Source organism: Micromonospora sp. NPDC002575, from assembly GCF_042889525.1.
In the GTDB taxonomy this organism is placed as follows: domain Bacteria; phylum Actinomycetota; class Actinomycetes; order Mycobacteriales; family Micromonosporaceae; genus Micromonospora; species Micromonospora carbonacea.
The window spans coordinates 140,278-153,392 of record NZ_JBIARA010000017.1 but is presented as its reverse complement, the minus strand read 5'-3'; the positions used below and the strand labels follow the sequence as shown (position 1 = coordinate 153,392).

Genomic DNA, 13,115 nt, shown 5'->3' with positions numbered 1-13,115 from the left:
CGTGTCCGGTGAGCGGCGCGACCGGCACCCAGGACCTGTACCTGCGGTTCGTCGGCGGCAGCGGCAACCTGTTCAACCTCAACTGGTGGCAGTTCACCGCTGGCGCCAGCACCACCACGTCCTACCGCGTCACCAACCGCAACAGCGGCCAGGTCATGGACGTGCAGGCGCCCAACCTCAACGACCTGGCCGTCATCGGCCAGTGGACGAGCAACGGCAACGCCTGGCAGCAGTGGAGGTTCAACGACGCCGGCAACGGCAACGTCACCCTCCAGAGCGTCAACAGCGGAAAGTGCGCCGACGTGGTCAACGCGTCGACCGCGGACGGCGCGCAGATCGTCCAGTACACCTGCCACGGTGGGGCCAACCAGACCTTCACCTGGCGCTCGACCGGCGACGGCTACTACCAGCTGGTCAACCTCAACAGCAACAAGTGCCTCAACGTGGTCGGCGGCTCGACCACCCCGGGCGCGGCCCTGGAGCAGCGGACCTGCGGCTCCGCGACCAGCATGCAGTGGTCCCGCGCCTGACGGCCTGAGACCCGCCTCCCGTCATCCGCCGTCGCGGCTGCGGGAGGCGGGTCCACCGCGCCGGCGGAAGCCGGCGGGCGCGGTGCCCGGGTAATGTGATCTTCGTGGACGTATCGGGCGCTCGACACGCGCCGGCCCGACGGCGGGCAGCCCGCACGATGCCGGCGGCGCAGTGACCGCGGTCCCGGTCGTCATCGTCGGCGCGGGGCCCACCGGGCTCACCGCCGCGACGCTGCTCGCCGGGTACGGCGTGGAGTGCCTGGTCCTGGAACGGAGGGCAGCGGCGTATCCGCTGCCCCGCGCGGTCGCCCTCGACGACGAGGTGCACCGCATCCTCGCCCGGCTGGGGCTGCGGGAGGAGTTCGCCGCCATCTCCCGGCCGCACCGGGGCCTGCGCCTGGTCGACCGGAGCTTGCGGGTGCTCGCCGAGTTCCCCCGCGACGTGACGCCGGGCCGGCACGGCTACCCGCAGGGAAGCCTGTTCGACCAGCCGGAGCTGGAGGCGATCCTCCGCCGCAACCTCGGCCGGCACGGCAGCGCCACCCTGCGCGGCAACGCCGAGGTGACCGCGCTGACCCAGGACGCCGACGGCGTCGAGGTGAGCGTCACCGACACGGTCACCGACGCCCGCGACACCGTCCGCGCGGCCTACGTCCTGGGCTGCGACGGCGCCAACGGGTCGACCCGGGCCGCGATCGGCGTCGGCATGCGCGACCTGGGGTTCACCCAACGCTGGCTCGTCGTCGACGTGGCCGCCGAGGTCGACCTCGGCCACTGGGAGGGCGTGCACCAGCTCTGCGACCCGGCCCGCGCCGGCACGTACCTGCGGGTCGGCCGGACCCGCCACCGCTGGGAGTTCCTGCTGGCGCCCGGCGAGGCCGCCGCCGACTTCCGCGACCCGGCCCGCCTGCACCCCCTGGTCGCCCCGTGGACGGGGAAGATCCCCGTCGCGGAGCTGGCGGTCGTCCGGGTGGCCGAGTACACCTTCCGCGCGCAGGTCGCCGACCGGTGGCGCGACCGGCGGATCTTCCTGCTCGGCGACGCCGCCCACCTCACCCCACCGTTCATCGGCCAGGGCCTGGGCGCCGGGCTGCGCGACGCCATGAACCTCGCCTGGAAGCTGGCCGGTGTGCTCGACGCGAGCCTGCCCGAGAGCGTCCTCGACACCTACGAGATCGAACGCCGGCAGCACGCCAGCGCCATGATCAGGCTGGCGAAGCTGATCGGCATCGCCATGACGGCCGGCGGCCGGTGGGGAGACCTCGTCCGCCGGGTGGTGACGCCGCGCCTGCGCCTCGTGCCCGGCCTGCAACGCCTCGCCACGGACAGCGAGACGCCCGCGCTGCGCCGGTCCGCCCTCGTGCGGCGGCCCCGGCTGCGCCGCGGCGTCGCGGGCCGGCTGTGCCCCAACGCCGTCCTCGGCGGCGGCCTCCGCTTCGACGACGTGGCGGCGGGCCGGTTCGCGATCGTCACCTGCACCGAGCCGTCGGCGGAGCAACGGGCCGAGCTGACGCGCCGGGGAGCCGTCGTCGTCGGCGCCCCGCCGGGCAGCGAACTGCACCGGTGGCTGACCGGAGTCCGTGCGCGGGCGGCTGTCGTCCGCCCCGACGGCACGGTCCTGGCTGCCGGCAGGCAACTGGCCAGCCTCTGCCGATCCCTGCCCGGGCCACCGCCGGCCAGCGGGGTGTGACCGGCCCCGATGGAGCGTGGGTTCAGCCGGCGAAGGGATGGTCCGGAAAGCCGGGCACCTCGGGGCGGAACCGGAACAGCGCGCCCGCCGGGGAGGGGTCGTCGGCGGGCAGGCCCAGCCGCGAGGACGTGACGTAGAGGTCCGCGTGGTCGGGGCCGCCGAACGTGCACGCCGTGGGCCGCCGGACCGGCAGTTCCACGACGGCGGTGAGACGGCCGTCCGGCGCGTACCGGTGGACGGCGCCCCCGTCCCACAGGGCGACCCACGCGCCGCCCTCGCTGTCGAGGCAGAGCCCGTCGGGCGTGCCCACCGTCGGCGGCACCGCCACCACCGGCCGCCGGTCGCGCAGGCCACCGGTCGCCAGGTCGAAGGCGAAGGCGTCGATCCGTTGGGTGGCCGAGTCGACGTACCAGGCGGTGCCGCCGTCCCGGGTCCAGGCCAGCCCGTTGGAGACGGTGAGCCCGGTGAGCACCGTCTCGACCGTGCCGTCGGCGTCGAGCCGGTGCAACGCGGCCCGCCCCGGCGCCGCGTCGTACGCCATCGAGCCGCAGTAGAAGCGCCCGAGGGGATCGCACGCCCCGTCGTTCATGCGGATCGACGGGTCCGACCAGACGTCGGGCAGCAGTTCCACCGAGTCGTCCCGCAGCAGCGCGAAGCCCCGCTCGACGGCGGCGACCAGTCCACCGGCGGATCTCGGGCGCAGGGCCGCGACCACCGGGGCGACGTGCCGGCGGGTGACGACGCCGGTCGCCGGGTCCAGCGCGAGGACGTCCCCGACCAGCATGTCGACCCACCGCAGCCGCTGGTCGGCCGGGCACCACACCGGCCCCTCCCCGTGCCCGGCGACCGGCGGGGTGACCTGCTCGACGGCGGCCATCGAAACTCCTCTGCGGACAGGCGGACAGGCGGACGGTCGCGTGCCGGCGTCGGGATCGCCCCGGGTCAGTCCAGGTCGCGATAGTAGTAGAACATCGGCTCGGGCGCCCCGGGCTCGACGTTGGTGAAGCCGTGCGCCTCGTAGAAGCGGCGGGCGTCGACGTCCTCGCCGTCGACGTTGATCTCCAGTGATCCGGCGCCGCGTTCGCGGGCCAGCCGGCAGGCGGCCTCCAGCAGGGCGTGACCATACCGCTGTCCGCGCGACCCTGGGCGCACGTAGAGCTCGTCGAGGGTGGCCACCGGGCCGGCGTACCAGAGGCTGGGCCGGAAGGAGAGCACCGCCACCCCGACGGCAGGGTCACCGCCGAGCAGCACCAGGAAGTGCTCTCCGACGAGGAGTTGCCGCAGCCGGTCGGCGAGGACCCGCGGCCCCGGCGTCGCGGTGTCGAACTCGCGGTTGAAGGCGTCCAGCATCTCGGCCACCAGGTCGGCGTCGGACGCCGTCGCCGGCCGGACCGGGCGTTCGTGCGCAGGCTCTGTCCCCATCCGGTGCAGCCTTGCGATCCGTACGGCGGTGAGCAACGCATTTTCGCGGCGCGGCCGGGCGGCAGACCGTCGGCGTACCGGGGATCCCGTGGTTTCGAATGTTTCGGTACTTCTGCTGCGAGCGGGGGAGTCGGGGGGATGTCGGCCCCTTAGCGGAGCCCGACGGGCTGGTCGCGCTGCTCGCCTACCTGCACGTACGCGTTCCGGACGGCCCGTCGCGCCCTCGTCGAGGTTTCCGAAATATTTCCGGAAGTTGTTGACACTGTGGTCGGCCGGTATCGATACTGGCCCTCCGATGTTGATACATGAACTTCGATCATTGGCGGCGTGCCTCAAGGAGGGCCCGTGAACGGCAGCCCGAGACAGCGAAAGAGACTGACGAGAACCGCCCTGCCGGCGGCGGTGTTGTTGCTGGTGAGCGGCGCGGTGGCGGTCCAGTCCACCGCCCCTGCCGCTGCGGCCGAGACGACGCTGCGGGCCGCGGCGGCCAAGGCGGGGCTGTTCTTCGGCGTCGCCGCCTCACCCAACCGGCTCTACCCGATCGTCGGTCAGGAATTCAACCAACTGACCCCCGAGAACGACATGAAGCCGGACCGGATCGCCACGTCGAGCGGTGGGTTGCAGAACACCGGCGGCGCGGACACTCTGGTCAACCACGCCCAGAGCAACAACATGCTGGTCCGGGGGCACACGTTGGTGTGGCACTCGCAGGCCGGCGCGCTCCAGGGCGCCAGCCAGGCGACGCTGAACACCTTCATCGGCAACGCCATCAACCGCTGGGGCAGCAAGATCGCCTACTGGGACGTCGTCAACGAGGCCCTGGAGGACAACAACACCGGCCGGCGTCGGAACCAGTGGCCGCACACCATGAACCGGGACGCCAACGGCGACGGCGACTTCTTCGACGCCGGGGACACCGACGTCATCCGCGACTCGTTCATCCGGGCCAAGCAGGTCGTGCAGGCCGGCGGGTACTCCACCAAACTCTGCATCAACGACTACGACGTCGAGGGCCTGACGGTGCAGGGCGGCGGCCCGAACCGCAAGGCCAACGCCCTGTACGACATCGTCCGCAACTACCGGCAGTACATCGACTGCGTCGGGTTCCAGTCGCACTTCAACGACAACCCGAACAGCATCATCACCAACGACCTCCAGGCCAACATCCAGCGCTTCGCCGACCTCGGGGTCGAGGTGCACCTCTCCGAGGTGGACATCGACGACGACCTGAGCAACAACGACATCGGCGCGGGCCAGGCGGAGAACTACCGCAAGGTCGTGCGGGCCTGCCTGAACGTCTCCAAGTGCACCGGCATCACCGTCTGGGGCATCTCCGACAGCGAGTCGTGGCGCTCCTCCGAGCGGGGCCTGCTGTTCACCGGCGGCAACGGCAACTACCAGAAGAAGGCCGCCTACCACGCGGTCCTCGACGAGCTGAACAAGGGTCGCACCACCACCCCGCCGACGACCACGCCTCCGCCGACCACGCCCCCGCCCACGACGCCCCCGCCCACCACCCCGCCGCCCACCACGCCTCCGCCGACCACCCCGCCGCCGACCACGCCCCCGCCCTCCGCAGGCTGCTCGGCCACGGTCTCGCTGAACTCCTGGACCGGGGGCTTCGTCGCCACCGTGCGGGTGACCGCCGGCGCCTCGCCGATCGGGGGCTGGAGCGTCCAGGTCACCCTGCCGGCCGGGACCACGGTGACCAACACCTGGAGCGCCACCGCCAGCGGCGCCAGCGGCACCGTGCAGTTCGGCAACGTCAGCTACAACGGCGCGGTGAACGCCGGCCAGTACACCGAGTTCGGCTTCCAGGGCACCGGAACGGCCTCCGGCCTGACCCCGGTGTGCACCGCCTCCTGAGCACCGCCGCCCGTCCAGCACGGGCGAGGCGCTGATTCGGCCAGCGGCCGGCCCCGGGGACTTCACCCGGTGCCGGCCGCTGGCCGCGCAGCGGGCCGGGGGCCGCGGGCCCGTGCTTCCACTCAGTGAAAGCGCCGGTTCCCCGTCCTGGACACCGCGCGGGAAGATTCGGCTCCATCGATGCTATTTCGGGAGGGGGCCGGTCGCATGGCGTTCGCCCGTGACCAGTGGTACGTGGCGGCCTACGGCGGCGAGGTCGGGCGGGACCTGCTCGCCCGCACGGTGCTCGGTGAGCCACTCGTGCTGTACCGCACCGAAGCCGGGGCGGCGGTGGCGCTCGCCGACCGGTGCGTGCACCGGCGGTACCCGCTGTCGGAGAGCCGCCTCGACGGGGACGCGATCGTCTGCGGGTACCACGGCTTCACCTACGACCCGACCGGCGCGTGCGTCTTCGTGCCGGGGCAGCAGCGCATCCCGCGCACCGCGCGGGTCGCCGCGTACCCGGTGGTGGAGCAGGACTCCTTCGTCTGGGTGTGGGTCGGCGACCGGGAGCGGGCCGATCCGGCCGCGATCCCCCGCGCGCCGTGGCTGGCCGACCCCCGGTACGCGGTGGTGCGCGGCATGGCGTCGCTGAACGCGCGGTACGGCCTGCTGGTGGACAACCTGATGGACCTGTCGCACGAGACCTACCTGCACGGCGGCTACATCGGCACGCCGGAGGTGGCGGAGACCCCGATCACCACCGAGGTGGACGAGGACCGGGGCGTCGTCCGGGTCAGCCGGCACATGGACGACGCCGAGTGCCCGCCGTTCTACGCGCGTTCGACCGGGATCCGGGGCCGGATCACCCGGTGGCAGGACATCGAGTACCACCCGCCGTGCCTCTACCTGCTGCACAGCCGGATCGCGCCGCAGGGCGTCCTCCCGCCCGCCGAGGGCGAGGACAGCGGGGCCTTCCACGCCGAGATCGTGTACGCCATCACGCCGTCGACCGAGCACACCACGTACGACTTCTGGGCGGTGGCGCGCGACTTCGCGGTCGACGACGAGTCGGTCGACGAGTATCTGCACCACAGCAACCACACAGTGGTCATGCAGGACGTGGCGGCCCTCGACGTCCTGGAGCGGGTGATCGCGGCCGAGCCGGACCGTTACCAGGAGCTGAGCGTCAACATCGACGTCGGCGGCCTGGCCGCCCGGCGGCTGCTGGCCCGGATGGTCGGGCCGGGGACGGCGGGAGCGCCCCGGTGACCGCCTCGCCCGACCCGGCCGGCGGTGCGGACACGGCGATCGAGGTCGAGCTCGCGCTCTCCGGGCGGACGGTGACCGTGCCGCCGGGCACGCCGATCCTGCGCGCGGTGGAGGAGGCCGGCGTGCAGGTCCTCTCGTCCTGTCGGGAGGGCACCTGCGGCACCTGCGAGACCCCGGTGCTCGCCGGGGTGCCCGAGCACCGCGACAGCCTGCTCACCGAGCGGGAGCGGGCCGCCGGGGACACCATGCTGATCTGCGTCTCCTGGGCCCGTACGCCCAAGCTCGTGCTGGAGCTGTGACCGGCCGGCGCGGGCGGGATGATGGCGGGGTGCGCGGGCAACCGGGACGGTCGGTGACGGGGCGGGCGCTGGCGCTGCTCGCCGCGTTCAGCCCGGCCAGCCCGGCGTTGACCCTGACCGAGCTGGCCCGCCGCGCGGGGCTGCCGTTGCCCACCGCGCACCGGCGGGCCGCGGAACTCCTCGCGTGGGGGGCGCTGGAGCGCGGCGACGACGGGCGCTACCGGATCGGCCTGCGGCTGTGGGAGGTGGGCTCGCTCGCTCCCCGGGGTCTGGGGCTGCGGGAGGTGGCCCTGCCGGTCATGGAGGACCTGTACGAGGTGACCCACGAGAACGTCCAGCTCGCCGTCCGGCAGGACCTCGAACTCGTCTTCATCGAACGGATCGCCGGGCGGCACGCGGTGCCGGTGCTCACCCGGGTGGGTGGCCGCTTCGCGTTGCACGCCACCGGTGTCGGGCTGGTCCTGCTCGCACACGCGCCCGCCGAGGTGCAGGAGCGGGTGCTGGCCGCGCCGCTTCGACGGTACACCGAGCTGACCGTCACCGACCCGGGCCGGTTGCGCCGCTGCCTGGCCGACGTGCGGCGGGCCGGCTACGCGGTCAGCGACCGGCAGGTCACCATGGACGCCCTCTCGGTGGCCGCGCCGATCCGCGCGCCGGAGGGCGTGGTGGCGGCGATCTCGCTGGTGGTCGCCCACGACCGGGCCGACCCGGTGGCGCTGGTCCCGCTGGTGCGGGCGGCGGGCCGGGTGCTCTCCCGGGCGCTGGGCTGATCGGCCGGCGCGGCGCGGCCGGTCACGGCAGCGGACGGGCCAGCCCGGCGGCCGTGCGCAGCAGGTGGGCCAGCCGCTCGTGGTCCTCGGGCGGCACGGCGGCCAGCAGGCCCAGCTCCACGGCCCGCGCGGACGCCTGGGCGCGGGCGAACAGGGCCCGGCCGGCGTCGGTGGCGACGAGCACGTTCGCGCGGCGGTCGGCGGGGTCGGTGCGCCGCTCGACCAGCCGACGCCGCTCCAGCCCGTCGATGAGGGCGACGACCTGGCTCGGATCGAGGCGGAGGAACTCGGCGAGCTCCCGCTGGGTGGGGCGGGCGTCGTCGGCGGCCAGCGCGAGCACCGAGTAGGAGCGTGCCTTCAGCCCGTGCTCGGCGAGGGCGGCGTTCGCCGCCGCGAGGGTGAGCGCGTTGGCGCGGGCCAGCAGGAAGCTCAGGTCGCCGGCGAGCGCGCTGTCGCGCAGCCGGTCGGGTCCGGTCGGCCGGGTCTTCCCAGTTGGCGACATGCCGCCGATGGTAGCAACTTCTGTCAATAATTGACTTTATCAATGGACCGTGCTCAGATCGGCATCGACGCGAAGGAGCATCCATGTCACTGGACGGCAGAGTCGCCATCGTCACCGGATCCGGGCGGGGCCTCGGTCTCGCCTACGCACGGGAGCTGGCGCGGCGGGGGGCCTCCGTCGTGGTCAACGACGTCGACGCCGGGGCCGCGGCCGACGCCGTCGCGGCCATCGGAGCGTCCGGCGGCCGGGCCGTCGCGGTGGTCGCGCCGGTCGGCCCGACCGAGACCGCGCAGGAACTCGTCGCCGCGGCGGTCGCGCACTTCGGACGCCTGGACGTCCTCGTGACCAACGCCGGCGTCCTGCGCGACACCGTGCTGTGGAAGATGAGCGACGACGACTTCGACACCGTCGTCAACGTGCACCTGCGCGGCACGTTCACCACCGCCCGCGAGGCGGTGCGGCACATGCGGCAGGCCGGCGAGGGTGGCCGGATCATCTGCATCGGGTCGCCCACCGGGCAGCGGGGCAACTTCGGCCAGACCAACTACGCGGCCGCCAAGGCGGGCATCGTCGGCATGGTCCGCACCTGGGCGCTGGAGCTCAGGCGGGACGCCATCACCGCCAACGTCGTCGTCCCGGTCGCCGCGACCGCGATGACCGCCACCATCCCCTACTTCGCCGCCGCCGTACGGGCCGAGGCCAACGGCGAGCCGATGCCCGCCTTCTTCCGGCACGACCTCGGGTTCGGCACGGCCGACGACGTGGCCGGGCTCGTCGCGTTCCTCGGCTCCGCCGCGGCGGCCTCGGTGACCGGCCAGGTGATCGGGGTGGGCGGCGACCGCCTCCAGATCTGGACCCACCCGGAGGCGGCGCTGACGGCCTACCGCGCGGGCGGCTGGACCTACGACGCGCTGCGCCAGGCGTGGCCGACGACGTTCGCCGGGGCCGCGCAGAGCATCGGCGAGCGCTTCCCGGAGCTGCCCGAGGAGTTCCGGCCCGCGACCTCCTGACCCGCCCGACGAAGGTTGGCCCCCATGTACCAGCCCGCGATCGACCTCGAGGCCGTCACGGCCGTCGACATGCACGTCCACATCGAGGTCGACGACCACGGCCACGCCTCGCTGCCCGAGCCCCTGGTGGCGGCGGCGTCGGCGTACTTCAGGACGGACGGGCCGCGGCCCGCGGTCGGTGCGGTGGCGCAGTACTACCGCGAGCGCGGCATGGCCGCCGTCGTCTTCACCGTGGACGCGCGCACCCAACTGAAGCATCCGCCGCTGTCCAGCGCGGAGATCGCCCGCGCGGCGGCCGAGCACGCCGACGTGCTCATCCCCTTCGGGTCGGTCGACCCGCGCACCGGCGCGGCGGCCCTCGACCTCGCCGCCCGGCTGATCGAGCAGGAGGGCGTGCGCGGCTTCAAGTTCCACCCCACGGTGCAGGGCTTCGACCCCAGCCACGACGAGTACGCGCCGCTGTGGGGCCTGATCGAACGCGCCGGCGTGCCGGCGATCTTCCACACCGGACAGACCGGCATCGGCGCCGGCGCGCCGGGCGGCCACGGCCTGCGCCTCGGCCTGTCGAACCCGATGCTGCTCGACCCGGTCGCCGCCGACTTCCCCGACCTCCAGATCGTCATGGCCCACCCCTCGGTGCCCTGGCAGGACGAGGCGCTGTCGGTGGCCACCCACAAGCCCAACACCTGGATCGACCTGTCCGGCTGGAGCCCGAAGTACTTCCCGGCCGAGCTGGTGCGCCACGCCAACTCGTTGCTGAAGCGCCGGGTCCTCTTCGGCACCGACTACCCCCTGCTCACCCCCGACCGCTGGCTGCGCGACGTGGCGGCCACCGACCTCAGGCCGGACGTGCTCCCGGGCATCCTCAAGGACAACGCGGCCCGGCTGCTGGGCCTCGCCAGGTGACGACGAGAGGAAGCGCCATGACGACGACCATCACCTACGAGCGGCTGGCCGACCTCGCCGGCGTCGACCTGGGCTGCACCGGCTACCGCACGGTCAGCCAGGACCAGGTCAACCTGTTCGCGGACGCCACCGACGACCACCAGTGGATCCACGTCGACCCCGAGCGGGCCAGGACCGGCCCGTTCGGCGCGCCGATCGCGCACGGCTTCCTCACCCTCTCACTGGCCGTTCCCTTCTGGACGGAGCTGCTGGAGGTCAAGGGCGTGACCACGAAGGTGAACTACGGCCTCGACCGGGTGCGCTTCCCCGCCCCGGTCGCGGTCGGGGCGCGGGTGCGCATGCGGGCCACCGTCGCCGAGGTCACCGAGGTCCGCGGCGGCCACCAGCTCGTCGTCGACCAGACGATCGAGATCGAGGGCGGGACCAAGCCGGCGGTCGTCGCGCGCGGGCTGTACCGCTTCTACGCCTGAGCCGCTGCGCCCGCCGGGCCGGGTGAGCACACCACCTCCACCACCGGGGAGACTGATGATGCACCAGCACGGGATCGGCGCCTGGGCGGCCAAGCGTCGGCTCAGGTCCCCGGACAAGGTCGCCCTCGTCCACGGCGAGGGCGCGACGGTGACGTACCGGCAGTTCGCCGACGCCGTGGACCGGGTCTCGGCGGTGCTGCGGCAGCGGGGCGTCGGCAGGGGAGACGCCGTCGCCTACCTGGGCGAGAACAGCCCGGAGTTCCTCCAGGTGATGTTCGGGGCGGCGCAGGTCGGCGCGGTCTTCGTGCCGGTCAACACCCGCCTCGCGCCGCCCGAGATCGGCCACGTCCTCGCCGACAGCGGCGCGCGCGTGCTGATCCACGACCCCGACTTCGCGGCGTCGCTGGCCGCCGCCGGGCCGGCCGCCCGGCCCCCGCACGTCATCGTCACCGGCGAGGGCGGCGCGGGCCGGCCGGGCCTGGCCGACCTGGCGCGGGCCGCCGACGCCGGGTCCGCCGACCCGGTCGACACCGACCACCGGGACCCGGCGGCGATCGTCTACACCTCGGGCACCACCGGCCGGGCCAAGGGCGCGGTGCTGACCCACGGCAACCTCACCTGGGTCGCGCTCAACTGCGTGGTCGACTACGACGTCGTCTCGACCGACGTGGCGTTGATGATCTCCCCGCTGTTCCACGTCGCCTCGCTGGGGATGGGCGCCCTGCCCGTCATCCTCAAGGGGGCCACCATGGTCGTCGAGAAGGGCTTCGATCCGGGCCGCGCGCTCGCGCAGATCGAGCGGCACGGGGTCACGATGCTCAGCGGCGTGCCGACCACCTACCAGTTGCTGGCCGACCATCCCGCCTGGGCCTCGACCGACCTGTCGACGCTGGCGAAGCTCACCTGCGGCGGCTCGGCAGTGCCGGCGCGCGTCCTCGACGCCTACGAGGCGCGGGGCCTGTCGTTCTCGCAGGGTTACGGCATGACGGAGGCGTCACCGGGGGCGACCGCGCTGCCGCCGGCGATGACCCGCGCCAAGCAGGGCAGCGTCGGCCTGCCGCACTTCTTCACCGACGTTCGGGTCACCGACGCGAGCGGGCGGACGGCGGCCACCGGCGAGGTCGGCGAGATCGAGGTGGCCGGGCCCAACGTCTTCCCCGGCTACCACGGGCTCGCCGAGGCGACCGCCGAGGCGTTCACCGACGACGGGTGGTTCCGTTCCGGCGACCTGGGCCACCTGGACGCCGACGGTTACCTCTACGTCTCCGGCCGGCTCAAGGACATGATCATCTCGGGTGGCGAGAACATCTACCCGGCCGAGGTCGAACACCTGCTCGGCGAGATCGACGGGGTGGTCTCGGCGGCGGTGATCGGGGTGCCCGACGAGCGCTGGGGGGAGGTGCCGTGGGCGGTCGTCACCGTGCGGGAGGGGGCGAGGGTGGACACCGACACCGTGCGCGCGCACCTCGACGGCCGGATCGCGCGCTACAAGCTGCCGAAGAACGTCGTCATCGTGGACGAGCTGCCGCGGACGGCGTCGGGGAAGGTGCGGAAGGCCGAGCTGCGGGCCCGCTTCGGCGGCTGACCGCGCCACGGGCCGCGACGAGTTCGGCGAACTCCGCCGCGGACGCCTCGGCCAGCTCCCGGTGCACCCGCCGATACGTCTCCACCGACCGGGTGGCCGGCCACTGCGGGTCCATGAACTCGGCCGGCAGCCGCGGGTCGGCACGCAGCAGCGCGAGCCAGTCGGCCACCAGCATCGTCCGCACGGTCAGGGCGCTCGGCGCCGTCGTCGGCGCGGCCGGATCGTCCCACACGTCGATGAACGCCAGATGCGCGCGCCGGATCGCCTCGATGTCCCACGCGGCGCGGACGCTCTCGCCGATCGGGAAGCCGGCCAGCTCGCGGGCGTGGAAGGCGACCACGGCGTGCGGCGGGAGGTCCTGCCGCAGCGGCTCCAGCGACCCGGCGAGGTCGACCTCGCCGGGCGCCAGCCAGAGCCCGTCCCGCAGCGGCGCGAAGCCCTCCCAGGTCAGCGTCGAGCGCAGCCGGTGCCGCAGCATCCGCTGGTCCTCCGGGATCGAGAAGGTGACCAGGGTCCACCCGCTGCCCTGCGGGTCGAACGGCCGGGGCCCACGAACCCGGTGGGTCGCCTCCCGTAGCACCGCCACGCCGTGCTCGGTCAGCGCGAACAGGATCTCCCGGCCGCTGCGGCTGCGCGCGAGGATGCCGCTGCGCACGAGACGGTCGAGGGTCGCCCGCGTCGCGGGCGCGGCGACGCCCGCGCCCTCCAGCACCTGGATCAGGACGCTGGCCCGGATCGGCCCCGTGGCGCCGTCGACGACGTGCTCGCCGAAGAAGGCGAGCAGCAGTTGCTTCGGCTGACGACTACCCACAGC

At 73.6% G+C, this 13,115-nt stretch carries 14 protein-coding genes; 10 read left to right on the top strand and 4 right to left on the bottom strand.

Annotated elements, in window-relative coordinates; translation table 11 throughout:
- Together ACFYWL_RS23870 and ACFYWL_RS23865 are read left to right on the top strand one after the other, a co-directional pair.
- Positions 1–530, top strand: a 530-nt coding sequence (locus ACFYWL_RS23870) for an RICIN domain-containing protein (RefSeq protein WP_386976452.1), incomplete at its 5' end; no start/stop codon positions are given.
- 172 nt (positions 531–702) lie between these two features.
- Positions 703–2,220 carry a bifunctional 3-(3-hydroxy-phenyl)propionate/3-hydroxycinnamic acid hydroxylase gene (locus tag ACFYWL_RS23865; protein ID WP_386976448.1) on the top strand — a complete coding sequence of 506 codons (1,518 nt, stop codon included), beginning with the start codon at positions 703–705 and terminating at the stop codon, positions 2,218–2,220.
- A 22-nt stretch (positions 2,221–2,242) separates the two neighbouring features.
- On the opposite strand, the gene ACFYWL_RS23860 is transcribed toward ACFYWL_RS23865, so the two are convergent.
- Positions 2,243–3,097, bottom strand: coding sequence for an SMP-30/gluconolactonase/LRE family protein (locus tag ACFYWL_RS23860; RefSeq protein ID WP_386976445.1), 855 nt, complete (start codon positions 3,095–3,097; stop codon positions 2,243–2,245).
- Positions 3,098–3,162: 65 nt separating this feature from the next.
- A complete protein-coding gene (locus tag ACFYWL_RS23855) occupies positions 3,163–3,642 on the bottom strand; it encodes a GNAT family N-acetyltransferase (RefSeq protein ID WP_386976442.1) in 480 nt (159 codons plus the stop codon).
- 345 nt (positions 3,643–3,987) lie between these two features.
- Here ACFYWL_RS23855 and ACFYWL_RS23850 point away from each other — a divergent pair, with 345 nt between their 5' ends.
- The 4 genes from ACFYWL_RS23850 (at position 3,988) to ACFYWL_RS23835 (ending at position 7,828) form a co-directional block, all read left to right on the top strand.
- On the top strand, positions 3,988–5,508 hold the full coding sequence (locus tag ACFYWL_RS23850; protein WP_386976439.1) for an endo-1,4-beta-xylanase: 1,521 nt from the start codon (positions 3,988–3,990) through the stop codon (positions 5,506–5,508).
- 207 nt (positions 5,509–5,715) lie between these two features.
- Positions 5,716–6,759, top strand: a complete 1,044-nt coding sequence (locus ACFYWL_RS23845; RefSeq protein WP_386976436.1) for a Rieske 2Fe-2S domain-containing protein — start codon at positions 5,716–5,718, stop codon at positions 6,757–6,759.
- Entirely contained in the window at positions 6,756–7,058 is a 303-nt protein-coding gene (locus tag ACFYWL_RS23840) for a 2Fe-2S iron-sulfur cluster-binding protein (protein ID WP_386976433.1), read from the top strand. The genes ACFYWL_RS23845 and ACFYWL_RS23840 overlap by 4 nt, the downstream gene beginning before the upstream one ends.
- A gap of 29 nt (positions 7,059–7,087) precedes the next feature.
- Positions 7,088–7,828: an IclR family transcriptional regulator gene (locus ACFYWL_RS23835; RefSeq protein WP_386976430.1), complete on the top strand. Its 741-nt coding sequence runs from the start codon at positions 7,088–7,090 to the stop codon at positions 7,826–7,828.
- Positions 7,829–7,850: 22 nt separating this feature from the next.
- Here ACFYWL_RS23835 and ACFYWL_RS23830 read toward each other — a convergent pair whose 3' ends face one another.
- On the bottom strand, positions 7,851–8,330 hold the full coding sequence (locus tag ACFYWL_RS23830; RefSeq protein ID WP_386976427.1) for a MarR family winged helix-turn-helix transcriptional regulator: 480 nt from the start codon (positions 8,328–8,330) through the stop codon (positions 7,851–7,853).
- Positions 8,331–8,413: 83 nt separating this feature from the next.
- Here ACFYWL_RS23830 and ACFYWL_RS23825 point away from each other — a divergent pair, with 83 nt between their 5' ends.
- From ACFYWL_RS23825 to ACFYWL_RS23810, 4 genes are read left to right on the top strand one after another with little or no spacing between them, the layout of a single operon-like run.
- Positions 8,414–9,340 carry an SDR family oxidoreductase gene (locus tag ACFYWL_RS23825; protein ID WP_386976424.1) on the top strand — a complete coding sequence of 309 codons (927 nt, stop codon included), beginning with the start codon at positions 8,414–8,416 and terminating at the stop codon, positions 9,338–9,340.
- Between the two features lie 24 nt (positions 9,341–9,364).
- Positions 9,365–10,246, top strand: a complete 882-nt coding sequence (locus ACFYWL_RS23820; RefSeq protein ID WP_386976421.1) for an amidohydrolase family protein — start codon at positions 9,365–9,367, stop codon at positions 10,244–10,246.
- A gap of 17 nt (positions 10,247–10,263) precedes the next feature.
- Positions 10,264–10,716, top strand: a complete 453-nt coding sequence (locus ACFYWL_RS23815; RefSeq protein WP_386976418.1) for a MaoC family dehydratase — start codon at positions 10,264–10,266, stop codon at positions 10,714–10,716.
- Between the two features lie 55 nt (positions 10,717–10,771).
- The gene (locus tag ACFYWL_RS23810) at positions 10,772–12,301 is read left to right on the top strand and encodes a long-chain fatty acid--CoA ligase (RefSeq protein WP_386976415.1); all 1,530 of its coding nucleotides are present in this window, start codon (positions 10,772–10,774) and stop codon (positions 12,299–12,301) included.
- Here the strand turns inward: ACFYWL_RS23810 and ACFYWL_RS23805 are convergent.
- The gene (locus tag ACFYWL_RS23805; RefSeq protein WP_386976412.1) at positions 12,225–13,112 is read right to left on the bottom strand and encodes a PaaX family transcriptional regulator C-terminal domain-containing protein; all 888 of its coding nucleotides are present in this window, start codon (positions 13,110–13,112) and stop codon (positions 12,225–12,227) included. The two genes, ACFYWL_RS23810 and ACFYWL_RS23805, sit on opposite strands and share 77 nt — an antisense overlap.
- Positions 13,113–13,115: the final 3 nt, after the last annotated feature.

Coding starts and splice junctions, on each gene's coding strand:
- ACFYWL_RS23845 (WP_386976436.1), top strand. CDS start 5,716: ATGGCGTTCGCCCGTGACCAGTGGTACGTGGCGGCCTACGGCGGCGAG.
- ACFYWL_RS23825 (WP_386976424.1), top strand. CDS start 8,414: ATGTCACTGGACGGCAGAGTCGCCATCGTCACCGGATCCGGGCGGGGC.
- ACFYWL_RS23855 (WP_386976442.1), bottom strand. CDS start 3,642: ATGGGGACAGAGCCTGCGCACGAACGCCCGGTCCGGCCGGCGACGGCG.
- ACFYWL_RS23820 (WP_386976421.1), top strand. CDS start 9,365: ATGTACCAGCCCGCGATCGACCTCGAGGCCGTCACGGCCGTCGACATG.
- ACFYWL_RS23810 (WP_386976415.1), top strand. CDS start 10,772: ATGATGCACCAGCACGGGATCGGCGCCTGGGCGGCCAAGCGTCGGCTC.
- ACFYWL_RS23815 (WP_386976418.1), top strand. CDS start 10,264: ATGACGACGACCATCACCTACGAGCGGCTGGCCGACCTCGCCGGCGTC.
- ACFYWL_RS23830 (WP_386976427.1), bottom strand. CDS start 8,330: ATGTCGCCAACTGGGAAGACCCGGCCGACCGGACCCGACCGGCTGCGC.
- ACFYWL_RS23860 (WP_386976445.1), bottom strand. CDS start 3,097: ATGGCCGCCGTCGAGCAGGTCACCCCGCCGGTCGCCGGGCACGGGGAG.